Raw genomic sequence first — 24,369 nt, 5'->3', positions numbered from 1 at the left:
TTACTTATAACGGGCGAATATAAGGTAAAAGCCTTATATTTTAATCATATAAGTTAAAAACCTTATATTGTCGGAGTATAAGTAAAAAGCCTTATGCTTTTGGAGGAACAGATTGGCCAGATGAGCCCATTCTTCTTTCAGGCTACCCTTAAATACCTCCGAACCAGCACGCCGGTACCAGTATCCGGCATTAAAAGCATCGCCCTCTACCCGGTGCAGGTAGGCGTGCAAACGGTCGTAAGGTTGCGTCCCCTCCCTGCTTTGGGCAATATTATGGGCCGCTTCCCAATTTCCTTTGGCATCGTGCCAGAGCGCTTCCAGCAATATCGGAAGGCCTTTGGGCGGCGAAGAGAGTGCAAGCGATTCCTGAAATTGTTCGAATGTCATGATACGAAAAAGGTGGATGAAGGTCAAACAGGCTGCAAGATGCTAATAATTCAAAACAACATGAAAATTCTGCGGGCTTATTGCAACTTACCCCGAATCGTGCCTCTGGGCCCTGTTTTACGGATTTAACTTGTATATTGTAAGGCACAATTGTAATTAAAACAACAATATATGTTTAAACAATTATCAACGATATTAGCCTGTATGGCGTTCACGGTTTATTGTCGTGCGCAGGAAACCTTCCCCAGGAACGGCGCTTATGACGAGCGGCCCGGCAGGTATGCTTTTACAAATGCTACGATCGTGGTAGACCCTAAAACGACGATCGAGAATGCGGCCATGCTGATCGAAAACGGGGTGATCCGGGAAACGGGGAAACAAGTGAAAATCCCGGCCGGTACAGTCACGGTCGACCTGAGAGGAAAATTCATTTATGCTTCGCTCATCGAGCTGGATTCAGACTATGGGATGCCGGAGGTAAGAAGGGCGCAGGGCGGAGGCGGCCGGCAAACTCCCCAACTTGAGTCGAACAAAAAAGGTGCGTTCGGCTGGAATCAGGCTATCCAGCCTGAAACGGACGCCAGCATCCTTTTTACACCCGATCCCAAAAAGGCCGGCGACCTGCGGAAACTCGGGTTCGGGACCGTGCTGGTACATTCGCACGACGGCATCGTGCGTGGAAGCGGCGCGCTTGTGACCCTTACCGACGAGCCGGCGAACAAGGCAATGCTCAATAGCAAGGCGTCGGCGCATTTCTCTTTTGGAAAAGGGAGCTCGTCGCAGACATACCCTTCATCGGGAATGGGCGTCGTGGCGTTGCTCCGGCAAAACTACTATGATGCAGATTGGTATGCCAAAGGCGGCAACAGGAAAGAAACCAACCTCTCACTGGAAGCATTCAACCAGATCAAAGGATTGCCTTCGTTTTTTGAAACCAATGACAAATTCAGCGTTCTGCGCGCCGACAGGATCGGGGATGAGTTTGGAATACAATACATTATCCGTGGAGGCGGCGATGAATACCAGCGTATCCGGGAGATTAAGGAGAGCAAAGCGACCTTGTTGCTGCCGCTCGTATTCCCCGATGCATATGATGTAACCGACCCCTGGGATGCGGAAGTAGTGACGATGAGCCAGTTGAAGCACTGGGAGCTGGCCCCGCGCAACGCCTCGGAGGTAGCGAAGGCGGAAATTCCGTTCGCATTGACGACCTCGGGTTTAAGAAATAAAGCCGATTTCTGGAAAAATCTCAGAACCGCCATCGAATACGGCCTGCCGAAGGAGCGTGCATTGGCTGCGCTGACGACCCTTCCCGCATCGCTCATTAAAGCCGACGATCAAATAGGGAGCCTGAAACCGGGAATGCTGGCCAATTTCATCATCACTTCCGGAGATCTGTTTTCGAAAGACAATGTGATTTATGAAAACTGGGTTCAGGGCAGGAAATTTGTGCTGACCGCCCTGGATGCACCGGATGTACGAGGTACTTACTCGCTATCGCTGAACAATCAACCCGCCGGAAAATTACAGATCACCGGCTCACCGGAAAAACCCGAGTATAAGATTGTAGTGCAGGATTCCATCAAGATTACCCCCAAGGCAATCCTTGCCAATGCATTACTTACATTAACTTATCAGCAGGACAAAAAAGCAGGCGGAACAACCCGGCTTACGGGCTGGCTCAGGGGAAACGGGTTTACGGGCGAAGGTGTGCTGCCGAACGGAACGGTTATTCCATGGAGCGCTACCCTTACGGAAAAGTATACCGCCATTGCCGCCGCCGATACCGCGAAGCCGAAAAGCAGGGAAACGGGGCCCATTGTTTATCCGTTCGTGGGCTTCGGTAATGAAATATTGCCCGCCAAAGAAAACGTACTGATCAAAAATGCGACGATCTGGACGAATGAAAAGGAAGGCATCCTGACGAATGCGGACGTAATCGTTCAAAACGGGAAAATCGCCAAAGTAGGTAAAGGCCTGTCGGCGCCGTCCGGTGCGAGGACGATCGACGGCACAGGCAAGCACCTCACCAGCGGCATTATCGACGAGCATTCGCATATCGCGCTTTTCAGCATTAATGAAGGCGGGCAGTCGAGCTCCGCGGAAGTGCGCATGAGCGATGTGATCAATCCCGATGACATTAATATTTACCGGCAGCTGGCGGGCGGTGTAACAGCCTCGCACTTGCTGCACGGTTCGGCGAATTCCATTGGCGGGCAGAGCGCGATGATCAAGCTGAAATGGGGCGCAAGCCAGTCGGAAATGCTTGTGCCGGGAGTGAAGACGATCAAATTCGCACTGGGCGAGAACGTGAAGCAGTCGAACTGGGGCGATGTGCAGCGCGTACGCTTCCCGCAGACACGCATGGGCGTAGAGCAAATTTATTTCGACCATTTCCTGCGTGCGAAAGAATATGCCGCCAATTGGAAAAATTATAATGCAAATGCAAAAAAGCAGCATATTGCGCCGCCTCGCCGGGACCTCGAACTCGACGCACTCGCAGAAATACTGGACAATCAGCGCTTCATCACCTGCCATTCCTACGTCCAATCGGAAATCAATATGCTAATGCACGTCGCTGATTCACTGCGATTCAAAATCAATACCTTTACTCACATCCTGGAAGGTTATAAACTAGCCGACGGAATGCAGAAAAGAGGCATCGGCGGCTCCACGTTTGCGGATTGGTGGGCTTATAAAATGGAAGTGAAAGAGGCAATTCCTTACAATGCCGCGCTGATGTACCATGAGGGCGTAACCGTCGCAATTAACTCCGATGACGCCGAAATGGCCCGGAGACTGAACCAGGAGGCCGCGAAAACGGTCGAATATGGCGGTGTGCCCGAAGAGGAGGCCTGGAAAATGGTGACTTTGAACCCTGCCAAACTCCTTCATGTCGACGACCGTATGGGGAGCGTGAAGGCAGGTAAGGATGCCGACCTGGTGCTCTGGAATGCCAACCCGCTATCGGTTTACGCAAGGCCGGAATTCACGATGATCGAGGGTGCGATTTACTTTGACCGCAAGAAAGACGAGGAGAAGCAAAAATCGATGTCGATTGAGCGTGAACGCCTGATCCAGAAAATGCTCGGGGAAAAAGCCGACGGCAAACCTACCCAAAAACCGGAAGCCGTGAAGCCGCATATGTGGCACTGCGAGGATGTGGCGGGCGTTCATGGAGAACATACCTACGAATCGGGCAGATAATTGTGTATCGAGAAATTCAAATAAAATGATGAAAAGATATAGACTGATTGCGGGCTTGTTGCTCGGACTGGTTGCCGGTGCGCAAGCCCAAAACCCGGCACCCGCCAGGCCACAGGCAAAGCCGATAGTATTAACAGGAGCGACGATCCACATTGGAAACGGCGAGGTGATCCCGAATGGCGCCATTGCATTCGAAAAAGGCATTATCACGCAGGTCGGGCCCGCGGGCTCGGTAGCAGGCCCCGCCGGTGCCGAAACGGTGGATGTGAAGGGAAAGCACATTTTTCCGGGAATTATCTCACTGAATACCACCGTAGGGTTGCAGGAAATAGCTTCTGTGCGCGCGACGCTGGATTACCAGGAGGTAGGCGAGATTAATCCGCACGTTCGAGCGCTCGTTGCGTACAATACCGATTCGGAGGTGATCCCTACATTACGTGGAAACGGGATTTTATTGTCCCAGTCGGTTCCGCAGGGAGGGGCCATTTCCGGCTCTTCGTCGGTTTTTTATAGCGATGGCTGGAACTGGGAAGATGCGGTTTTGAAGAAAGACGACGGAATATGGCTGAGCTGGCCGCCGTTTCTGGCAGGGAGTTTCGACAACGAAACGTTCACCTATTCGGTTAAAAGGAATGAAAAGCGGCAGGAAACGATTGACCTCTTCAAAAAGACATTCTCCGAGGCGAAAGCTTATGCGGAGATCGCCAATCCAAATCCCGTAAACCTGCGCCTGGCTGCCATGAAGTCCCTTTTCGAGGGAACGGCCAATCTCTACATCAGAGCCGATTATGCAAAGGATATCATCGAATCTATCCGGTTTGCGAAGGAAGCGGGCGTGAAAAAGATCGTGATCGCAGGCGGTAACGAGTCGCACAAAGTAACCTCTTTCCTCAAAGAAAACCAGGTGCCGGTGATCATCAACTCCACACACAGGTTGCCCGACGGTGTGGATGAAAACGTTTACCTGCCTTACGAGCTGCCCGGCATCCTGCACAAAGCCGGTGTGAAGGTAGCCGTTACCTATGCCTACGAATGGTGGCGCACTCGTAACCTCGGCTTTCTGGCCGGCACGGCATCGGGCTTTGGAGGTATCACGCCCGAAGAAGCATTGCAATTCGTAACCCGCAACGCCGCCGACATTATAGGCGCCGGCCAGCAGGTAGGTACGCTTGAAAAAGGCAAACACGCGTCACTGATTGTTTCGGAAGGCGATATTCTCGACATGCGGGGTAACGTCGTTCAGATGGCGTATATCCGCGGGGGGGAAAGTCAATCTGGACGATAAGCAAAAGCGGCTCTACGAAAAGTACAAGGAAAAGTACGGCGGCAAGTAACCGGCCGACTGGCCGGAAATGAGAAAAGCCATCCGCCAATGAGCTGGCGGATGGCTTGTTTGTGTGTTTTGGATTGAGAATAGAATAGGTCAACTTTTCGTAACAAGATATACTCCATCTTCTTCAATACGGATAATTCCCTGCTTGTACAACCCGCCAATTGCCTTTTTAAATACTTTTTTGCTGATTTTTAACCTGTTATAAATAGCCTCCGGCGACGAGTTATCGGATAGGTTCAGGAAGCCCTTGCCGGTTCTGATCTCCTCCAAAATCTGTTTGGCAACGGGTTCCACGACTTCGTAACCCGTTTTTTGCAAACTGATGTCCAGCTTGTTTTCTTCACGGATTTTTTTGATATAGCCTTTCAGCGAATCGCCGATATGCAACGGCTGGAATACTTCGTTGGCATAAATAAGCCCTTTGTGGTACTGGTTGACGACTACGTTATAACCCAAGTCTGTTTTTTGCCACACCAGCAGATCCACTTCTTCACCTTCTTTGACGGTGAGCCGTTCGTTTTCGAGGAATTTATCGATTTTCGCAGAGGCCAGGAGACGCTGCGTTTTTTGATCGAGATAGAGGAACACCACATGCCATTCGCCGACCTGCATTGGTTTCGGTTGCTCGCGGAAAGGAACGAAAAGGTCTTTAATAAGCCCCCAGTCGAGAAACGCACCATATTCGGAAACATCCGTTACTTCCAGAAATGCGAACTCGTTCCGGATAATTTTCGGCGTTTGCGTGGTGGCCACCGGACGGTCTTCTGAATCGAGGTACACGAATACCTTGATCTGGTCACCGACCTGCATGTCGTCTGTGATGTATTGATTGGGAAGCAGCACTTCTTCACCCTCGACGTCACTCAGGAACATGCCGACACTCGTGATCCGCTCGATGGTGAGATAATTGTATTTTCCGATAAACAGCATTATTCAAATAAGAGGTTCGGCTACAAAGGTAGCGTTTTCAAGGCGATTTACTCTTCATCACCCATATCGCCTCCCTGTTTGTCGAAGTTCTGTTTCTCTTTCGACCGGTTCAGGCGGTATGAAAACGTAAGCAGAAACTGCCGGGGCCGCCATTGGAATACCGAATAGGAATAGTAACCTGCATTCTCGGTAATGCTCCGGCGTTTCTGTGAATTCAGTAAATCCCGGACGCTCGCCGTGAGTGTGCCGCGGCCTTTGAGAATATCTTTGGATAAACCAAGGTCGATAAAATAGATCGAAAGGTCCTTTCCCTGCGTGGTTCGTCGCGGTGCCCGGTAGTTGAAGGATGCCTGGAAATCCACCGACCCGAAGAGTGTAACGCGCGACGACAACCGGCTGGTCCAGGAATAAGTGTCGCTTTTGTAAAGCATGTCATTGTAGTACCCTTCGTTCACCGCCCTGAAAACATTGGCGTTGGCGGTCATTTTCCACCACGGTGTTGGGTCATAAGTGAGGTTGAATTCAAAGCCGTAGGAATCGCCGGTGGACAGGTTAATAGGGGTAATGGTGGTGAAACCGGTAGAATCTACCGAAGTAATGTTCTCAACCACTCCCAGTCTGCGGCGGTAGTAAATGCTCGAAAGCAATGTCCCTTTATTCATATTCAGCAAATGGCCTGCCTCGAAGGAGTGCGTGAATTCGGGATTCAGCAGCGGGTTACCTGCTCGGAAGACGCGTGAATCGCTGAAATTGGAGAAAGGCAGCAAATCCCTGAAATTAGGCCGGCTCAGCCGGTAGCTGTAACTCAGTTGCAATGTCTGCGCATCTTCCAGTTTGTAGGATAAATGAATGCTGGGAAACAGGTTGAAATATTGGCGGTGATTGGTTTTGGCAGTTTTTTTCAGTTCCGTCAGGATGTCGGTGTATTCTCCGCGCAAACCTGCCTGGACAAAGATTTTACCGAACTGATTGCTGGCCATGAGGTACGCCGCATGGATTTTCTCGTCGTAGGCGAGCCGGTTGTCGTAATCGGGAAGAACGACCCAGTATCCGGGTTCCAGTTGCTGGTGGACGGAGAAATCATTGTCCAGTAACCGAATGGATGTTTTTAACCCGGCTTCCAGCTTGCCTTCTTTGCCGAAGGGATGAATGTAATCCAGCTGCGCGAGAAAGTTCTTTTCATCTTCCGTATTATACGAGCGCTGGCGGATATCGACAGTATTGTTGTCGGCCACCTCATGATAGCGGGATGCTTCCGTTTCGTCGCTAAGAATGTATTTCGCATCGAACGACAGGCTCTGTCCTTTCCTTTCGAAGGTTTTCCGGTAATTCAACGCCGCCTCGATATTGGTTCGCGGCTCGGTTTCGTCTTCGGTGCGCGTGACGGTGCGCGTGAGAACGTTATTCATGTCGAAATCCCGGTATTCGAGACGCGACTTATTGTCGTTGTGCGACTTGCGATAGGAGAGGGTCGCCGTGATGGTGTTATGGTTGTTTAAAAAATAGTCCAGGCCCACCCTTACGTTGTTGGAATAGCCCGCCCGGTTGCGCCTGTTGGTTTGCTCGTATACAAAACTGGTATCGGCGCTGTTGTATTCCTGTCGCGAATGCCCGCGTCCCGGGCCGTCGCGGTACATCCAGCCGTAGTTGGCGATCAAGTTTACCTTCTTTTTACGATAGTTGACATTAAAAGACGCTCCGAAATTGGAGGGATATCCGGCGGTTCCCGTAAATGTGCCGTTCAACCCGTAGCGGATATTTTTTTCATGACGATATTCAGGATACCTACTTCACCTTCCGCGTCATAGCGCGACGACGGGTTGGTAATGATCTCCACACTCTCGATAAGATCCGCGGGGATTTGCCGGAGGGCCTCGGCGGGGTTCAGGCCCACCATACCCGATTGCTTACCGTCGATGAGAATGCGGACATTCCCGCTGCCTCGCAGCGCTACATTCCCTTCAACATCCACAGTGACCGAGGGCATATTGTTGAGAATGTCGGAAGCGTTGCCGCCAATATTGGCGAGATCTTTTCCCACATTGAAAACCCGCTTGTCCAGTTGCAGGTCCATCTGGCTTTTTTCGCCCTGGACAACCAGTTCTTCCAGCACACGGGAGCTGGAAGTAAGGGTAATCGTTCCCAATGCGACCGGCTGGGCGGCCACGCGGACGTTCGGGATAATTTTTTCATCCATTGCCAGGAACGTGATCTTGAGCAGGTAATTGCCGGGTTCGGCCGGGATCGTGAACAATCCGTTTTCATCTGCGGTACCACCACCGAGGAGCGTCGAGTCTTTTGCGGCAAGGAGCGCCACATTGGCGAATGGTACCGGCTTCTTTTCCGTATCTTCGAGTTTGCCGGTGATGGGGTAGGTCGTCGAAGGCTCATCCTGCGCATACAGTCGCAGAATCGGGAGTGTCAGCAGTGAAACGATCAGCAATAATTTATTCATGACGGCATGGGACCATAGCGCGGGCCGGGAACCCGGCGGTATGGCAGGTTGAAGGTGAGCCGGTTAGATTGAAAAGCGTGGTAAAGGTTTAATCACTTTTTAATCTTCATGAAAAAATTACGTGCCACGGCGGCTATTCCGACGGAACGTCTATGCGGCTCATTTCCTGCGCCTTCCGTAGCGTTTCCATACTGCCGATGTCAATCCAGTAACCCTTTGTTTGCGGAATCCCTGCAACGTGCAACCCCGCGTGCAATGCCGCCTGGATCAATTGCCAGCCTTCATAGGCAATTCCCTTCGGCATGAGGTTCAGTACTTTGCCGTTGAAAATATACACGCCCGCATTGACCATGAACTCATAATCGGGTTTTTCGGAAAAACGGCTTATTTGGCCGTCGGTGACCATTTCGAGTACACCATATGGCACTTTGACCACATTAGGGACCGCCAGGACGGCCATGTCGGCGTTTCTCGCAAAATATTCGGTGCAAAAACTCCCGATGTCGAAATTGGAGTAAATATCTCCGTTGATTACCAGGAAATGTTCCTGCTGCCAGCGTTGTTTGAGCGTCATGGCGCCGATACTGCCCATTGGAATACGTTCGCGGATGTACCGGATGGAAATGCCCAGTTCCCCGCCGTCGCCAAGGTATTCGATAATCTGCTCCGACAAATGTCCCACGGAAATATGGATATCGTGCAGTCCATGTGCCGCCAAATGGTCGATCAGGTGCCTCACAATAGGTTTACCCGCCACGGATATAAGCGATTTGTGGGTATTGTCGGTCAGCGGTTTCAGCCGGGTGCCTTTTCCCCCGGCCATAATGACCACATTCAATGGCCAGCGGCCCATGTCGGTGTTCCAATGCATAATGCTCAGAATTTGATACTCTGGTTATGGAGCAGATTCCTGACCGTACTACAAACCCGTTCGAGCTGGTCGTTCGAAATGGAGGTTGAACAGGGAAGCATCATACCGCGCTTCGACACGGACGAAGATATGTTTTCGAGACTCACAAACAGGTCATTCCGAAACACCCGAAGTGTATGAATGGGCGTCCACAACGGCCTCGTCTCGATATTTTCGGATGCGAGTGCGGCAATGAGTTCCCGGCTGCCGTCCACCAGTATGGCCGGATGCCAGTAGTTGGATTCGGTGCCGGGCGCGAGTTGTTGAAACGTAGCACCCAGCTCCATGAATTCGTGCCGGTAATGCGCGGCGATTTCCTTTTTCGTTTTTAAAAATGAAGGCAATTGCTCCATCTGTGCGCACCCCATGGCTGCCAGCGGGTTTACGAGCCGGAAGTTATATCCGAGGTCGTTGTGAATATATTCGGTAGCATGGCTTTTAGCCTGGGTTATCAAATGCCGGGCACGCTTTGCCAATATATCACTGTTGGTCAGAATGGCTCCTCCGCCGGCGGTGGTAATGATCTTGTTGCTGTTAAAGCTCATTGTGCCCATAGATCCGAATGTCCCCGAATGCTGCCCGTTCCTGAATGATCCCAGCGAGCAGGCGGCGTCTTCAACGACCCTCAAAGAAAATGCTGCTGCGATGGCCGACAACCGATCCATTTCGCAGACATTTCCCAGCAAATGCACCGGGACGATCGCGCTCACCCGTCGATGGTTTTCCCGGAGAAAGCAGCCGGCGTTGGTCAGGTATGTCCGGTGTTCGAGAAAATCAAGCAGCAAATCCAGGTCCATCAGCCAGGTGGCCGGATCGATATCGACCATCACCGGATCGGCGCCCAGGTATTTGACGGCATTGGCGGTTGCTACGAACGTCAGGTCGGGAACGAGTACCAAATCTCCTTTTTCCACACCTGCGAGCGTAAGCGCTGCCTGCAACGCACTCGTGCCGTTGCATACGCCGATCACATGTGCGGCACCCGTGTAATCGGCCAGTTGCCGTTCGAACCGGGTCAGAAAACTGCCGTTCGAAAGCCAGTTGGAGTCAACGGCTTCCGCCATGTATGCTTTTTCGCGGCCGTTCAGATTGGGCTCGCAAAGTGGGATAGGGGCGTGGTCAGACGTTTCCATAGCGTGCGTTCATCGGTTCGCTGATCACTTGTTTCTGAAAGAGGGCGGCTATTTCCTGAATGCCTTCGGGGACAGTCTTGGAAATATGAAAACCCAGGACCTTTTTGATTTTATCGCAGTTCACTTTATAATCCCGCGGATCGGTAACTACCGGGTGATAGTTGACTTCGAGGGAAGAAATTGCCTTGCCGATCTCGGCGGCCAGCATTTTTTTGGTGAAGTTCTGGGCCGTGTCGCCCACATTGAACGCTTCGCCGTCGACTTTCTCTTTTTCGGCTGTAAGGACCATTTCAACGGAGCGTGCCAGATCGCTTACATGGCAATAGGGCCGCCAGAAGTTTTCACCGTAGATCAGCAATGGTTTGCCCAAAGCCGCATCGCGTGTGAATTCGTTGACGGTGAGGTCGAATCGTGGTCTTGGCGAAACGCCGTAAACGGTAGAAAAACGAAGAATAGTGCGTGTGATAGTGCTGTTCTCCCGGCTAAGCAGATATTTTTCAAAATTTACTTTTGTCTCGGAGTATAAAGAAATGGGGGTCAGCCCGGCCGTTTCGTCGAGCAGGGAATCGGCGGTCGCCATTTTTCCGTAATTGCTGCAAGTCGAAGCGAATACGAACCGTTCGATATCAGCCTCCTCGCAAAGTTCATACAGGCGCACCGAGGCATTCCAGTTGACTTCAAGGGCCAGCTCGGGATACTTTTTGCAGGGAGGCTCACCGACGATCGCGGCCAGATGGCACACATAATCGATACCTTGCAATGCCGCCCGGACCTCTTCGTCATTCCGGAGATCGCCTTTTATGAACCTGAATGCCGGGTTTCCCCAAAAGCCGAGCAGCGATTCACCGCCAAAGGAAAGGTTATCGAAAACGACCACCCGAAAATCGCTTTGTAAAAGAATCCTGACCAGCTCGGAACCGATATAACCCGCCCCACCTGTTACGAGCACGGTTTTGTTGTGTTTGTTAACCATGTATGGATACTTTGTGAAATGATGATATGAGTTCTTCTGTAACCGCGTCCGGCGCCCATTGGTCGATGATGGCTTTTCCGTTGACACCCATTTGACTGAATTTCTGAGGATGGTCCATGAACCACAGCAGTTTGCTCGTAAAACTGGATTGGTTGAAGGGATCGAAGCGAAACCCGTTAAGCCCGTCGATGACGAGATCGTGGGCGCTCCCGCAGCGCTCCGAAACCAGCACCGGCATGGAATACACCATCGCCTCGTTGGTCACAAACCCGAATGGCTCGAATGTGCTGGGCAATACGGCCACATCGGCCAACGTGTAGCGGATCGGTACCTCGTACCATTCGCAAGAGTCCATCCAATGCACCGAATCGCACCCCAGCGAGCGGACCAGCTCTTGCAGCCGTGCTTTCTGGTTTCCCTCACCGCTCAGGATCAGGCCCCAGTCGTTGCCTTGTACAGCCAGACTTTTCGCTTCATGAAATGCCCTTATGAGCATATCCAGGTTTTTTCGCTCCACAAACCGGCCGGCATACAGGAAATTGCGGGGCGGAAGTCCCATTTCCGCCTTGCGCCGCGCACGCAACGGGAGCTCGCGGGTAAAGATTTCGAGCAATGCGTCATTGTCTACGCCCACATTTTTGGTGCTCGTAATGCGCTCCCGCCCGACTCCCAGCTTCCAGTGCGTATTCGGCAGCCTTCTGTCCGAGGCACACGAGCGCGTCGCATTGGTTCAGAAATAATTTTTTCAGCCTTTCTTTCCACCAGACCCTCCGTCGGCTGATTTCGCTGCTCTCGAAATCCAGTACGATCTTTATTTTACGCGCTTTACAATAACCCACGACAAACCAATAGGAAGGGTCGTAATAACCATTCAGGTAAACAATGTCGGGCTGATGCTCACGCAAGGCGGCCAGCAATTGCTTTGTTTTTTTCAAATGGCCGATGTGCTCGATGGCCTTGCCGGGAAAAAGGACTTTGTAGGGATAAGTGTGAATGCTCAGATCGGCTTTCAGGCCGAGCCGGCTCAGTTCGCTGAATGCCAGTTGCAGTACAAAAAAATCGATGCCGTCTTTTTGCAGCCGCCGGTGCAGTTCTGTGAAAATTTTGGCCTTGTAATGTGACCAGAGGATGTTATGGATAGCCAGTATTTTCATTGATTTCCGTTTTCAGTCGGCCAGAGCGGGTTTTACACTCTGGACAGGACTGATCGCGAAATCAATGCATGGCCCCGGAAAAATTTTTAATCCAGGAACCGTGCGGGGGGGCATTATTGAAGTGTATTGCTGAGCCTTTTCAGCTCAATTTCAGCCGATTTTGCGGCAAAAGTAAGATTAATCAGACGGTAACCCGCCTCTTCGAAACTGCGCTGCGCCTCGCGGACGTCGATAATCGTTGCCTGGATAAGTTCGAAACGTTGTAGCGTCAGATCCAACAGTTGCTTGCTCAGTGCGTAGTTCTTTTTTTGCTTTTCGAGTTGTTCGATCGAGCTTTGATAGGTTTGGTACATTTTGACGGCGTTTGCGCTGTAATCGCGCAGCAGCGCATTCTTTTGTAGTTGCGCCGTCTCCGCATCGATTTCCGCCGCCTGTTTTTGCCGTTTGAACGCCGATCCGTTATAAATCGGAATGGCCAGCGAGAGGCCGGCCTGCGGACCTACCACGCGGTTGAGCAAGGTGAAACCGGCGGCAGTCTGGTTGCGAGAGTAGTTATAAGCCGCATTGAAACGCACCGTAGGATAACGCAGCGCAGCCGTTTCTTTGACGATCAGTTCATTGATGCGGATCTGGTGGTCAGCTGCCTTGATGTCGGCATTGGCCGTCAGACGGTCCAGAACGGCCGCCAGTTGCAGGTTATTGTCAACGGTAATGGTATCCTTGACTGTCACCGCCGATGTCGGGTCGAGCGTAAGCGTGCGGAGGAGTTCCGTTTTGGCAACCTGTGCCACCATTTGCTGGTTCAGCAAGGTCTGGTTCAGGGTGTTCAGGTCAATCTCCGCCTGGAAAATGTCGGCGTTGTTGGCCATGCCGGCCTCTTTGCGCACCCGCAGGATTTCGAGACGCTTTTCCGAAGCGAGAATAGAAGTGCGGATCGTGTTAAGGTAGCTTAGTTGACGAACCACATCGTAATAGCTCGTCATAACCAGCGCAATGGTGTTCTGGATTTGCGAATTGAGCACTTCAGAGCTCTGGAATTGCAGCTCGGCCAGGCGTTTTTTGGTAGCCACCACGCGTTTGCCGTTATACAGCAACATTCCCGCCGAGAGGTTGGCCTGGGTGTTATTACCCGCCGCCGCATTCCGGCTGATCTGCGTACCGTCGTTCAGCTTCTGGTTCACCTGGGTGATCTGCTCGGTATTGGTAGCGTTAACGGCGACGGTCGGCAAACCGCCTGCCACGCCATAGTTATTCAGGATGGTATTGGCTTCGACGTTGTTTTTCGCTATTTCGATATCATAACTGTTCTTTAAGGCCGTCGCAATCGCCTGATCGAGCGTGAGCGCCAGCGTATCGGCGGGCTGGCCGGCCAATGCAGGGCCGGAGCAGAGCAAAAAGAGGAAGAATGTGTTTTTGTATTTCTTAAAAAAGGTGAGCGAGCCCATGAAAAAAACAATAGTTGATTTTGTATGAATAATCTCCATTGGAAGAATTAATACCCCGGTAAGCTAAGCAACGAGCTCTTCTGCCATCTTCTGCTCCTCTGTTACTCTGTGTTTTTTAGGCGAAATGAACGTGTAAATCGCCGGGATCACAAACAGCGTCAGGATCAGCGAGAACATCAGGCCGCCCACGATCACCACACCCAGCGGAACCCGGCTGGTAGCAGCCGCACCAAGGCTCAACGCGATCGGTAACGCACCGAACGCGGTAGCAAGGCTCGTCATCAGGATAGGACGGAGGCGCTGTGTCGCCGATTCGATCGCCGCGGCCATCCGGCCCATTCCCATTTCTCGTTTCTGGTTGGCAAATTCCACGATCAGGATTCCGTTCTTCGTTACAAGGCCAATAAGCATGATCATACCGATCTGGGAGAAAATGTTGATGGTCAATCCGAAGAGGTAAAGGCTCAGCAATGCTCCCGCCAATGCCAGCGGCACTGTAATCATGATGATGAACGGATCGGTGAAGCTTTCAAACTGCCCGGCCAGCACCAGGTAAACCAGTAACAACGCCAATCCAAATGCGAAGCTGGTGTTGGAAGAGCTTTCCTCGAAGTCGCGGGACGGGCCTGTGAGCGACGTCTGGAACGATTCATCGAGCAGCTTGGCACCGATCCGGCGCATAGCCGCCACGCCGTCGCCGATAGTCTTGCCTTCTACGAGTGAGGCAGAAATGGTGGCGCTTTTGTAACGGTTATAGTGGTAGATGGTCGGCGGGCCGGATTCTTCCTCCATATGCACGACGGCCGTCAGCGGGATATTTTCCCCGCGATTGTTTCTCACATACAATTTCTCGATGTCGGCCGGCTTATTGCGCTCCGAACGTTCCACCTGGCCGATTACCTGATATTGCTGGCCGTTCATGATAAAATAAGCCAAACGGCGGCCGCTGAATGCTGCCTGAATGGTTGCGGCGACATCGGTTGTGGACAGGCCGAGGTCCCGTGCTTTGAGCCGGTCGATAGTCAGGCGCACCTCGGGCTTGTTGAATTTCAGGTTGACGTCGACATTCTGGAAAGTCGGGTCCTGACGTGCTTCGTCGAGGAATTTTGGAAGAACCTCGCTCAGTTTGTCGAAATCAAGGTTTTGCAATACAAACTGTACCGGAAGCGATCCACGCGAACCGATCCCCACGGAAATGGTCTGCTCCTGCGTCGCGAAAATGCGTGCGTCGTTGAATCTCGACAGCTTTTTATTAATATCCTGCGCGATCTCATTCTGGCTTCTCTTGCGTTGGTCCGCGGGTACGAGACCGATCCGGCCAGTAGCGCTATTGACGCCGCCACCTCCGAATCCGGGCGTTGCGGAGAATGTGAATGATTTTTCAGGTACCGAATCGTTGAGGAAATTGCCGAGTTCGTCGGAAACCTTCTGCATCTGGTCGAAGCTGGTGCCTTCCGGGGCCGACAGGTTGAAGCGGATGCTGTTGCGGTCCTCCATCGGCGCGAGTTCGCTTTGGAGATGGGAGTAGGTAAACCAGATCAGTACGCCGCAAGCCACCACCAGCACCCACGCGATCCACCGCGCTTTCATAAATCCGCGGAGCATCCGGTTATAACCGTCTTCCATACCCGTGAAGAACGGTTCCGTCTTGTTGTAAAACCAGCCATGACCTGCGTTCTTCCGGTTCAATACGACGTTCAGGACCGGCGTAATCGTGAGGGACACAAATGCGGAAATCAAAACCGCGGATGCTACCACAATACCGAACTCGCGGAAGAGGCTTCCTACAAAACCTTCCAGGAATATCACCGGAAGAAATACCACCGCCAGCGTCAGCGACGTGGAAATGACCGCGAAGAAGATTTCACGGCTACCTTCCAATGCCGCCTGCCGGATCGGCAAGCCGCTTTCCAGCTTCCGGAAGATGTTCTCGGTTACAACGATCCCGTCGTCCACTACCAGACCGGTTGCGAGTACAATGCCGAGCAACGTCAGGATATTGATCGAAAACCCGCACATGTACATGATAAAGAACGTCGCCACGAGCGATATCGGAATATCTATCAATGGACGCACGGCGACGAGCAGGTTCCGGAAGAAAAACAGGATTACGATTACTACGAGGGCGAATGCGATGATCAGCGTTTCCTCCACCTCTTTGATAGACTGGCGCACCAGCCGCGTATTGTCGATCAGTACGTTGAAAGTTATATCCGATTTATTCGATTTCTGGATCTCTGCCAGGCGCTTGTTGAACTCGTCGGATATCTGCACATAGTTGGCGCCGGGCTGCGGAATCACCGCCAGACCCACTGCGTACATCCCGTTGTATTTCCAGCTTTGTTCTTCGTTTTCAGGGCCTAACTCCACTTTGGCGACATTGCCCAACCTTACGATGCCGGCACTATCGTTGCGGATCACCAGGTCGTTGAACTCTTTCTCGCTTTTCAAACGGCCCATTGTCCGGATAGTCAGCTCGGTATTGTCGCCGTAGATTTTGCCGGCGGGCAATTCCACGTTTTCCGAGGCGAGAGTGGTAGTAATATCGTTGAAGGAAACGTTATAGGAGCTCATCCGGTCGGGGTTGAGCCAGATGCGCATCGCATACCGCTTTTGCCCGAAAATGTTGATGGCGCTTACGCCGTCGATCGTTTGCAAGCTTTGTTGAAGTACGTTTTCGGCGTATTCGCTCAGTTCGAGCAAGCCTTTCGACGGGCTTTGCACCGCGAGCAGGAGGATGAAATCGGAGTTGGCGTCGGCCTTGCTCACCACCGGGGGGGGGCGTCGATGTCCTGCGGAAGGTTACGGAGCGCCTGGCTCACTTTGTCGCGCACGTCGTTCGCCGCACCTTCCAGATCGGCTTCCAGATTGAACTCGACGGTAATGTTACTCGCGCCTATCTGGCTGGACGAGCTGATGCTTTTAATGCCCGGGATGCCGTTAATGCTTTTTTCGAGCGGTTCGGTGATCTGGCTCTCGATAATGTCGGCGTTGGCGCCTGTGTAGCTGGTCCGTACGTTCACAATCGGCGGGTCGATGGCCGGGTAATCCCTCAACGAAAGGAAGTTATAGCCTACCACACCGAAAAGGATGATGAGCAGGTTCATCACGACGGCCAGAACGGGCCGTTTCAGCGATAATTCCGAAATATTCATAGTATGGGTTTCAAAGGAATGGTCATTGCAACAAGGCCGCGAAGGCATTGTTACTTACTTGCGACATTCAGGTTTCGTACACTTCTCACTTTCACAGGAGCATCGGGCCGGGCAAAAAGTACGCCCGAAACAACCACCGTATCGCCTTCGTTCAGGCCTTTGGTAACCTCTACCACATCTTCTCTCCGGTCGCCGGTCTCTACCTGGGCAAAAACAGCTTTGCCGCCCTTTACGGTCACGACTTTTTTTGCTGCGTGCTTCGGGTATAATGCTGTTGGAGGGAATCATGATGCTGTTTTTGTTATTGCTGGCCGTAAGATAAACCTTCGCAAAGGACCCGGGGCTTGTTGTGCCGGAGTTCAATACGGCCCGGACGGTCAGGTTACGCGTGGTCTGGTTCACCTGCGGTTCTATCGCCAGGATGCGGGCGGTTTCGTATTTGCCCGACGCCTGGTCGAGCATTACTTCGACAGTACCGCCTTTGGCCACATATTGCTGATAGGTTTCGGGAACTGTAAAATCGATCCTGAGATTGGAGAGTTGCTGCATCGACGCGATCACTGTTTGAGGGGTTACATATGCGCCCGCGCTCACTTTGCGCAAGCCTACAACACCCGTAAACGGGGCTTTGATAATCGTTTTATCGATCAGCGCCTGCGTATAGGCCATATCCGCTTTCAGCGTGTTGACATTATTCACTGCCAAATCGTAGTCGGCCTGGTTGATGCCGTTCACCGCGATAAGTTGTTTCAGTCTTTTTTCGGTGGTTTCGGCGAGTTCGAGCTGTGTTTTCGATCTGTTGAGCTGGGCAACGAGGTCGGCGTTGTTGATGCGGGCGATGACCGTTCCTTTCTGTACTGTTCTGCCTTCGGGAACATCGAGGAAGGTAAGTAACCCGCTTACTTCGGGCCGCAATTCGGCGAATTCGTTGGCCACAACGGTGCCGTTCACTTCGACTTTGTCACTGACCTTTTCGGATTTCGCGATAATTACATCAACGATAGTAGGGCCTCCGCCTCCTTTTTTGTTGAAAAGTATCTTTTTTTCTCCGCACGAAAACGTAATGAAGAGCGAACCGGCAATGAAAAGTGAAGACAGAGGTTTGATTAAATTTGGTAATCCTTCTGCACGGGCAGATCTGGCGATAACATTCATAGGGTTTATTAACCTGGGCTTAGTGGTTTAGGAGCCTGCGAACTAATTGCGTTTAATTCAGAGGTTTGTCCAAAATTAGATATTAATCTCGAACGGTTTAGACTTTTTACCCCTATAAAAGTTTAATGCCAGCTCATTTTTTTATAAGGAGCTTCCGATTACTTTGAGCAGCGTGTCGCATTTCAGCTCGGTTTCAAACCATTCCAGCTCCGGTACGGAGTCCTCCGTAATGCCCGCTCCGGCGAAGAATGTGGCAATGCCGTCGCGGAAACGCACGGTGCGCAGGTTCACAAACAGGTTGGTGTCGCCGCTTACTTGCGCAGGGCCGAGAAAACCGCTGTAAAAGGAGCGGTTGTAACCTTCCACATCATTGATAAATTGAAGGCTGGGGGCCTTGGGAACGCCGCAAATGGCGGATGTCGGGTGAAGCAGTTTCAACATTACCGAGGCCAGTTCGGGGAAGTTCAGCGCCACGGTATCGACTTCGAAAACGGTTCGAAGGTGATACAGATTGCCCGCCAGCACGGTCTTCGGGCCTGTTTCCAGGTATTCCCGCAAGCGTATCTTTTTGAAGCATTCAATGATGTAGCGACTTACAAGCGCTTGCTCCTCGATCTCTTTTTCGCGCCAGCGGATGTCGTACCTGGGTATGAGCGCGCCCGATGCGTCGCGTGCGCCCTGCGTGCCTGCGAGGGACATGGTTTTAAAAGTGCCGTCCGATATTTGTTCCACCAGCAGTTCGGGACTTGCACCTAGCCACATTTCGTTTTCGTCCGCCAGGTTGACCAGCGAAACAAATGCATGAGGATAAGTTTTTACCAGTTTTTGAAATGCCTGTGCCGGCTGGAATGCATCCGTGTATTGAAAGTCTTTGGTGCGGGAAAGAACCACTTTTTTAAACTGGTTCTGGCGGATGGCCGCTACGGCAAGTTCCACCGTCCGTTCGAAACGGGATTTGGCGTCGAGGTGGCCGCCTGACGGAAGTAGCTGGCCCGCCGGCGACCCGTTTTGTATTTCTTCGCGGGAAGCCTCCCCGGCGAGCTGTACCAGCTTCTTTACTTCGGTATGCTCTTCCCCGAGCTTGTTGTCGATATGGGTGATCCGGTTGTCGTCCGAAAATGTAAGGATAATGTCGCCTTCCAGGAACAGTACTTCCTGGTCGCTTTCCCAGTAAAATGTGCTCATTACGAAGCCGGGGCTCATTTTTTCGAGCTCCGGGAGGCATTTACGAATGCCGTCCCGTATGGAAATGAGCAGTTTGATTTCGTTGGTATGCGGCAGGCGCCATAATGCCGAGGGGAAACCCATCATTCTGGATGCGCGCCAAAGTTCGTCGATCTGTAATCCTTCAAATATCGAAATCCCCGTGTCGGTCTGTACTGATAGCATTTATAACGAATGGGTAATGCCCGTTAGGTCAATTTTCTGCAAAATAATGTCAGCGGTCTGCATTCACAATAGCGACCGTCAGTCTGCTGATGCAAACGAGTTTGTTTTCTTCATTGGTAATCCGAATGTCCCAAATGTGTGTGGTCCGGCCGATATGGATCGGGCGCACGGTGCCGTAAACCCATCCTTCTTTCACGGGCCGCAGGTGGTTGGCATTGATTTCCAGCCCCACCGCGTGTTTGTTTTCGCCTTCGGGAATACACAAAAACGAAGCGATACTTCCCAGCGTTTCCGCCAGCACTACCGATGCCCCTCCATGCAAAATACCGAATGGCTGATGCGTGCGGTGGTCCACCGGCATACGGGCCGACACATAATCTTTTCCGATTTCCGTAAACTCTATGCCAATGTGGTGGGCAATGCTTTTGTTCCCAAAAGATTGTAGTGAATCGACGGTGACGCTTTTAGCAAACATATCTAAAAAATGTATAAATTTGTATTGGCTTTGCGGAGAAAAAACAAGGTTTTTGTAAATTTAATATTTAAATTATCCTATTATTTTGAAAAGAAAATCGATTTACCTCATTCGCCACGGTGAAACTGATTTTAATCGCAGGGGAGTTGTTCAGGGAAGTGGTGTTGATTCCTTGCTGAATGAATGGGGAGAAGCTCAGGCCGCAGCTTTTTTTAGTGCTTATCAACATGTTCCGTTTGACAAAATTTATACCTCCGATTTAAAACGAACACATCAGACGGTCGCCGGGTTCATCAGGCTCGGTATACCGCATGAAAGCTACTCGGGGCTCAATGAAATATCCTGGGGCGATCGCGAGGGGCGGGAACCCAACACGGGCGATAACAACTACTATCGCGAGCTGGTAAATGCTTGGAAAACAGGCCAGGTGGACCTTGCCGCGGAAGGCGGCGAAAGTCCGGTGCAAGTCCGGGAACGTCAGATTCCCGTGATCGAAACGATCCTCTCGCGCCCGCATGAGAGAAATATTCTGATCGCCATGCACGGCCGTGCGATGCGCGTCTTGCTGACGACGCTTTTCAATCAGCCGCTGGTCCGGATGGACGACTACGAGCACAGCAATCTTTGCCTTTACAAAATCAATTATTCCTACGATACCGGGCGGTTCGAGCTCGAAGTCTCCAACGACATCACACACCTTCTTTCCATCGAAATCCCGCAAACGATATAGCAGCCGTTTGTGTAGATTCGTTTCCATTGGTGTATTAATGTACCTCTCCTGATGGTGCATTAATACATTTGTGGCTTTTCAATACATTATCAGCGTTTCTATGTTCATGTCCAAAAAACGTATTTATTGGACTCTGCAAATTTTGGGCTGGACATTGTTAATCATGTTCGAATATATTCCGTATGCACTCGAATACGGTTTCAAACTGGGCGAATTCTACTCCGCCCTCGCGAACATTCTGCTGGGTATCTGTCTCACCCATGTTTACCGGCTGGTAATCAGGCGCTGGAACTGGTCGTCGCTGCCGTTGCCCAGGCTCGCATTGCGTGTGATCGGGTCGGTGCTGTGGCTAGGGTTGATCATGACGATGATCAACCTGCCGATGGACAGGGAAATTCTTGAAAGTAATATTTTCGACCAGCCGCTGGTTTTCTGGAGTTATTATGCCAACTGGTGCAAAAACCTGCTGGCGTGGATTTTGTCCTACACGGTTTATCATTATGTGGAGCAGACGCGGCTGGCCAGTTACGAGAAGATCATGCTGAAAATGTCCATGCGAGAGGCGGAGGCGAAAGTGCTTCGTTCGCAGCTGAACCCGCATTTTACGTTCAACGCGTTAAATAGCATCCGTGCGCTGGTGTATGAGGATCCCAAGCGTGCGCAGTTGAGCATCACCCAGCTCTCGAACATATTAAGGAACTCGCTCCTGGCCGACCGGCGCAAGACCGTCGATTTGCAGGAAGAGCTGCGCACGGTGGAAGATTATCTCGAACTCGAGAAAGTGCGTTACGAAGACCGTCTCTGTTACAGTATCACTACCAATCCGCAGGCCATTTACTGGCAGGTGCCGCCGATGATGTTGCAGACTTTGGTCGAAAACGGTATCAAGCATGGCGTGGCCAAGCAAATGGGAGGTGGATTTATCGGGGTAAAATCGGAAATTGTGAATGAATTGCTCGTAATCACGATCCATAACTCGGGCAACCTGGGTAGTACGGAGGTCAATGCGGGTAATCTGGGCAATACCGAATCCGGTGGGGTAGGTTTGAAGAATACCGCCGAGCGGCTATCTATATTGTATGGGAAGGCCGCGACATTCCGGATTTTTCAGGAAAATGAGAATGTGGTTTGCTCGGAAATTAAAATCCCTATGCTGTCGGAGGGAGTGATGATGGTGGGAGAGGGATCCGAAAAAGAGAACTAATGACCGAATCGAAATATAGCTAATTATTATCCCTAACTGATCCATCCGCCATGAGGACTTTAATTGTAGATGACGAGCGGCTCGCACGCAACGAATTGAAAAGATTACTTGAACCATACACTAAAATTGAAATAGTAGGGGAAGCGGCCAATGCCGAAGAAGCGCTCAAACTCATTGAAGAACAGCAGCCCGAGTTGCTTTTCCTGGACATCCAGATGCCCGGTAAAAACGGTTTCGAACTGCTTTCATCCATCGAAGGCAAAAGCCCCGAAGTGATTTTTACGACCGCATTCGACGAATACGCGATCAAGGCATTCGAGTTCAACGCGTTGGACTACCTGCTGAAACCGATCGATACGGAACGCCTCAAAGAAACCATTCATCGCATCGAGGAAAACCAGGCGCAGCCGGAAGCCCCCGCGCACACGAATGAGCGCGCGGAGAAAGTGTTGGGCGAAAACGACCAGGTTTTTGTAAAAGACGGGGAGAAATGCTGGTTTGTCAAACTCGGCAAGATCCGTTTGTTCGAATCGATGGGTAATTACGTCCGCCTGCATTTCGACGACCAGAAGCCTTTGGTATTGAAATCGCTCAATAACCTGGAAGAACGACTGGACCCCAACACCTACTTTCGTGCAAACCGCAAGCACATTATCAATCTGCATTGGATCGAAAAGATCGAGCCGTGGTTCAGTGGCGGTTTGCTGGTAACGTTGCAGGGCGGGGATAAAATCGAGATTTCACGCCGCCAGGCGATCCGTTTCAAAGAACTGATGAGCCTTTAATATTTTACCAATACCTAAGACATTTTTTTATGGGAGTAAAGCAAATAGCAGCCCTGTCGGTGGGCGCGCTGTTGTTCTGGGCATGTAACCGGTCTGCCAGGCACGAAAATACCCCCCCAAAGCGATATTTACAGGGGTGAAATAAAGAAAGAGGAATTTGGTGGCTGCGATACGACTAATAGCAAGGGGGTTTCGGTGCTCGTCAGCCTGTGGACACCAACGGATTCGGGTTCGGTCGCGGCGAACATCCGCAAAATTCTCAATGAAAAGACGATTAAACGGTTAAATTCCTACGGAGATCCGGCTAGTGTTGCGGAGCGCCTGGAAGCGAATAAAAGTCCGAGGGCCGCCTTCGAAGTTTTTGAAAAGAATTACAACGATTTCAAAAAGCAGTTTCCCGACGCGCCGGGATGCTGGGAGGTGGAGTTGCATGGCGACACGGTTATGACGACGCCCAAAATGCTTTTCTATCAGTTTGACCACTATGCGTTTACAGGCGGGGCGCACCCGAACAGCTTCACTTCGTACCATGCATTCGATGCGAAAACCGGCGAAGAAGTTGAAATGAAACGCTTCGTGGCCGACTCGGTTGCATTGTTGCACCTGGTCGAGACGAAATTCCGTGAACTGGAAAAACTGACTCCGGAAGTTGACCTGGAAGATGCGGGCTATTTCCTGGCGAACCACAAATTTTTCATTCCGGCCAATTATGTTTTTACACCGGAAGGCGTGTTGTTCTTTTATAATCCTTATGAAATTGCGGCCTATGCCCGGGGGCCGATCGAGTTTACGATCCCCTACCAGGAGCTGAAAGGCATTATCCGGGAAGACGCGGTGTTCTGATCACATTTCACCGGAATCCAGGAAACTGTAATAGCCGTCATCGGTAAAGATCATATGATCCAGAACGGGCAGGTCGAGCAATCGGCCTGCCTCTTTAATTTGCGAGGTCAACACCTTGTCGGCCAGGCTGGGGATCAGCTGTCCCGACGGATGGTTATGGACAAGGATGAGAGAGCTCGCCATATGGTCCAGTGCGATCTTGAATATCATTTTGATATCGGCGGCGGTTCCGGAAATACCACCCACGCTTACCTGTATAGCCCGCATAACGTAATTTCCGCGGTTAAGGAGCAAAATCCAGAATTCTTCATGCGTTTTGTCCATCAGATACGGCCTCATGGCCTCGTACACGAGCTTTGATCCATTTATTTTCCGCTTTTTGTCGGGAATAATATCGCTGCGCCGCCGTCCCAGTTCCAATGCGGCCAGGATAGTAAGCGCCTTTGCTTCGCCCATTCCTTTAATTTTTGTCAAATCCTTGACGTTCAGCTTCGCGAGTTCGTTGATATTGTTGCCGACAGCGGCCATCAGGGCTTTTGCAAGATCCACGGCGGTCATTTCGGTCGTGCCCGAGCGGATGAGGATGGCCATTAACTCGGAATCGGAGCAGGCGGCACGGCCCTTGTTCTTGAATTTTTCGCGGGGTTTGTCGTCATCGTGCCAGTTGATGATCACTTTCGGATTGTCGCTTTTCTTTTTAGACATA

18 protein-coding genes and 3 pseudogenes are annotated in these 24,369 nt (G+C 51.4%); 6 read left to right on the top strand and 15 right to left on the bottom strand.

Translation table 11 applies throughout. The annotated features are described in order from the left end of the window. Nucleotides 1-123: 123 nt before the first annotated feature. Nucleotides 124-387: pseudogene (locus tag ABV298_RS06660) on the bottom strand (hypothetical protein); the annotation flags it as partial. 171 nt (nucleotides 388-558) lie between these two features. On the opposite strand from ABV298_RS06660, the gene ABV298_RS06655 reads away from it, so the two are divergent. Beyond that, entirely contained in the window at nucleotides 559-3,594 is a 3,036-nt protein-coding gene (locus ABV298_RS06655; protein WP_353721375.1) for an amidohydrolase family protein, read from the top strand. A gap of 28 nt (nucleotides 3,595-3,622) precedes the next feature. Beyond that, nucleotides 3,623-4,928: pseudogene (locus ABV298_RS06650) on the top strand (amidohydrolase family protein). A gap of 89 nt (nucleotides 4,929-5,017) precedes the next feature. Here the strand turns inward: ABV298_RS06650 and ABV298_RS06645 are convergent. The 13 genes and pseudogenes from ABV298_RS06645 to ABV298_RS06585 all read right to left on the bottom strand — a co-directional run bounded on the left by ABV298_RS06645 (nucleotide 5,018) and on the right by ABV298_RS06585 (nucleotide 20,101). After that, nucleotides 5,018-5,857: a S1-like domain-containing RNA-binding protein gene (locus ABV298_RS06645; RefSeq protein ID WP_353721374.1), complete on the bottom strand. Its 840-nt coding sequence runs from the start codon at nucleotides 5,855-5,857 to the stop codon at nucleotides 5,018-5,020. Nucleotides 5,858-5,904: 47 nt separating this feature from the next. Continuing rightward, nucleotides 5,905-7,602 carry an outer membrane beta-barrel family protein gene (locus ABV298_RS06640; protein WP_353721373.1) on the bottom strand — a complete coding sequence of 566 codons (1,698 nt, stop codon included), beginning with the start codon at nucleotides 7,600-7,602 and terminating at the stop codon, nucleotides 5,905-5,907. Beyond that, nucleotides 7,599-8,312, bottom strand: coding sequence for a carboxypeptidase regulatory-like domain-containing protein (locus ABV298_RS06635; RefSeq protein WP_353721372.1), 714 nt, complete (start codon nucleotides 8,310-8,312; stop codon nucleotides 7,599-7,601). Before ABV298_RS06635 ends, ABV298_RS06640 begins: the two co-directional genes overlap by 4 nt. A gap of 133 nt (nucleotides 8,313-8,445) precedes the next feature. Further along, the gene (locus ABV298_RS06630) at nucleotides 8,446-9,183 is read right to left on the bottom strand and encodes a sugar phosphate nucleotidyltransferase (RefSeq protein ID WP_353721371.1); all 738 of its coding nucleotides are present in this window, start codon (nucleotides 9,181-9,183) and stop codon (nucleotides 8,446-8,448) included. 5 nt (nucleotides 9,184-9,188) lie between these two features. Further along, on the bottom strand, nucleotides 9,189-10,355 hold the full coding sequence (locus tag ABV298_RS06625) for a LegC family aminotransferase (RefSeq protein ID WP_353721370.1): 1,167 nt from the start codon (nucleotides 10,353-10,355) through the stop codon (nucleotides 9,189-9,191). Next, a complete protein-coding gene (locus ABV298_RS06620; RefSeq protein ID WP_353721369.1) occupies nucleotides 10,342-11,328 on the bottom strand; it encodes an NAD-dependent epimerase/dehydratase family protein in 987 nt (328 codons plus the stop codon). Before ABV298_RS06620 ends, ABV298_RS06625 begins: the two co-directional genes overlap by 14 nt. After that, on the bottom strand, nucleotides 11,321-11,962 hold the full coding sequence (locus tag ABV298_RS06615) for a glycosyltransferase family 4 protein (RefSeq protein WP_353721368.1): 642 nt from the start codon (nucleotides 11,960-11,962) through the stop codon (nucleotides 11,321-11,323). Before ABV298_RS06615 ends, ABV298_RS06620 begins: the two co-directional genes overlap by 8 nt. Further along, nucleotides 11,946-12,482, bottom strand: a complete 537-nt coding sequence (locus tag ABV298_RS06610; protein ID WP_353721367.1) for a glycosyltransferase family 4 protein — start codon at nucleotides 12,480-12,482, stop codon at nucleotides 11,946-11,948. The genes ABV298_RS06615 and ABV298_RS06610 overlap by 17 nt, the downstream gene beginning before the upstream one ends. A gap of 113 nt (nucleotides 12,483-12,595) precedes the next feature. Continuing rightward, entirely contained in the window at nucleotides 12,596-13,927 is a 1,332-nt protein-coding gene (locus ABV298_RS06605; protein ID WP_353721366.1) for a TolC family protein, read from the bottom strand. A gap of 63 nt (nucleotides 13,928-13,990) precedes the next feature. After that, nucleotides 13,991-17,082, bottom strand: a pseudogene (locus ABV298_RS06600) (efflux RND transporter permease subunit). Nucleotides 17,083-17,136: 54 nt separating this feature from the next. Then, nucleotides 17,137-18,237, bottom strand: a complete 1,101-nt coding sequence (locus ABV298_RS06595) for an efflux RND transporter periplasmic adaptor subunit (protein ID WP_353721365.1) — start codon at nucleotides 18,235-18,237, stop codon at nucleotides 17,137-17,139. Between the two features lie 141 nt (nucleotides 18,238-18,378). After that, on the bottom strand, nucleotides 18,379-19,626 hold the full coding sequence (locus tag ABV298_RS06590) for a chorismate-binding protein (protein ID WP_353721364.1): 1,248 nt from the start codon (nucleotides 19,624-19,626) through the stop codon (nucleotides 18,379-18,381). A 49-nt stretch (nucleotides 19,627-19,675) separates the two neighbouring features. After that, a complete protein-coding gene (locus ABV298_RS06585) occupies nucleotides 19,676-20,101 on the bottom strand; it encodes a hotdog fold thioesterase (RefSeq protein ID WP_353721363.1) in 426 nt (141 codons plus the stop codon). A gap of 85 nt (nucleotides 20,102-20,186) precedes the next feature. Between ABV298_RS06585 and ABV298_RS06580 the strand changes: the two genes are divergently transcribed. The 4 genes from ABV298_RS06580 (at nucleotide 20,187) to ABV298_RS06565 (ending at nucleotide 23,663) form a co-directional block, all read left to right on the top strand. Continuing rightward, nucleotides 20,187-20,831: a histidine phosphatase family protein gene (locus tag ABV298_RS06580; RefSeq protein WP_353721362.1), complete on the top strand. Its 645-nt coding sequence runs from the start codon at nucleotides 20,187-20,189 to the stop codon at nucleotides 20,829-20,831. A gap of 106 nt (nucleotides 20,832-20,937) precedes the next feature. Continuing rightward, nucleotides 20,938-22,035, top strand: a complete 1,098-nt coding sequence (locus ABV298_RS06575) for a histidine kinase (RefSeq protein ID WP_353721361.1) — start codon at nucleotides 20,938-20,940, stop codon at nucleotides 22,033-22,035. A 50-nt stretch (nucleotides 22,036-22,085) separates the two neighbouring features. After that, on the top strand, nucleotides 22,086-22,820 hold the full coding sequence (locus tag ABV298_RS06570; protein ID WP_353721360.1) for a response regulator: 735 nt from the start codon (nucleotides 22,086-22,088) through the stop codon (nucleotides 22,818-22,820). Between the two features lie 195 nt (nucleotides 22,821-23,015). Then, the gene (locus tag ABV298_RS06565; RefSeq protein ID WP_353721359.1) at nucleotides 23,016-23,663 is read left to right on the top strand and encodes a DUF3298 domain-containing protein; all 648 of its coding nucleotides are present in this window, start codon (nucleotides 23,016-23,018) and stop codon (nucleotides 23,661-23,663) included. On the opposite strand, the gene radC is transcribed toward ABV298_RS06565, so the two are convergent. Next, nucleotides 23,664-24,368 carry a DNA repair protein RadC gene (radC, locus tag ABV298_RS06560; protein WP_353721358.1) on the bottom strand — a complete coding sequence of 235 codons (705 nt, stop codon included), beginning with the start codon at nucleotides 24,366-24,368 and terminating at the stop codon, nucleotides 23,664-23,666. Nucleotide 24,369: the final 1 nt, after the last annotated feature.

This window comes from Dyadobacter sp. 676, from assembly GCF_040448675.1.
Taxonomy (GTDB): domain Bacteria; phylum Bacteroidota; class Bacteroidia; order Cytophagales; family Spirosomataceae; genus Dyadobacter.
The sequence above is the reverse complement of the archived record's forward strand: the minus strand, read 5'-3'. Positions and strand labels throughout refer to the sequence as shown.

Bases quoted from the DNA above. Each gene is read 5' to 3' on its own strand.
- ABV298_RS06605 (WP_353721366.1), bottom strand. From the start codon at position 13,927: ATGGGCTCGCTCACCTTTTTTAAGAAATACAAAAACACATTCTTCCTC.
- ABV298_RS06585 (WP_353721363.1), bottom strand. From the start codon at position 20,101: ATGTTTGCTAAAAGCGTCACCGTCGATTCACTACAATCTTTTGGGAAC.
- ABV298_RS06575 (WP_353721361.1), top strand. From the start codon at position 20,938: ATGTCCAAAAAACGTATTTATTGGACTCTGCAAATTTTGGGCTGGACA.
- ABV298_RS06635 (WP_353721372.1), bottom strand. From the start codon at position 8,312: ATGAATAAATTATTGCTGATCGTTTCACTGCTGACACTCCCGATTCTG.
- ABV298_RS06595 (WP_353721365.1), bottom strand. From the start codon at position 18,237: ATGAATGTTATCGCCAGATCTGCCCGTGCAGAAGGATTACCAAATTTA.
- ABV298_RS06655 (WP_353721375.1), top strand. From the start codon at position 559: ATGTTTAAACAATTATCAACGATATTAGCCTGTATGGCGTTCACGGTT.
- ABV298_RS06630 (WP_353721371.1), bottom strand. From the start codon at position 9,183: ATGCATTGGAACACCGACATGGGCCGCTGGCCATTGAATGTGGTCATT.
- ABV298_RS06590 (WP_353721364.1), bottom strand. From the start codon at position 19,626: ATGCTATCAGTACAGACCGACACGGGGATTTCGATATTTGAAGGATTA.
- ABV298_RS06570 (WP_353721360.1), top strand. From the start codon at position 22,086: ATGAGGACTTTAATTGTAGATGACGAGCGGCTCGCACGCAACGAATTG.
- ABV298_RS06620 (WP_353721369.1), bottom strand. From the start codon at position 11,328: ATGGTTAACAAACACAACAAAACCGTGCTCGTAACAGGTGGGGCGGGT.
- ABV298_RS06625 (WP_353721370.1), bottom strand. From the start codon at position 10,355: ATGGAAACGTCTGACCACGCCCCTATCCCACTTTGCGAGCCCAATCTG.
- radC (WP_353721358.1), bottom strand. From the start codon at position 24,368: ATGTCTAAAAAGAAAAGCGACAATCCGAAAGTGATCATCAACTGGCAC.
- ABV298_RS06645 (WP_353721374.1), bottom strand. From the start codon at position 5,857: ATGCTGTTTATCGGAAAATACAATTATCTCACCATCGAGCGGATCACG.
- ABV298_RS06610 (WP_353721367.1), bottom strand. From the start codon at position 12,482: ATGAAAATACTGGCTATCCATAACATCCTCTGGTCACATTACAAGGCC.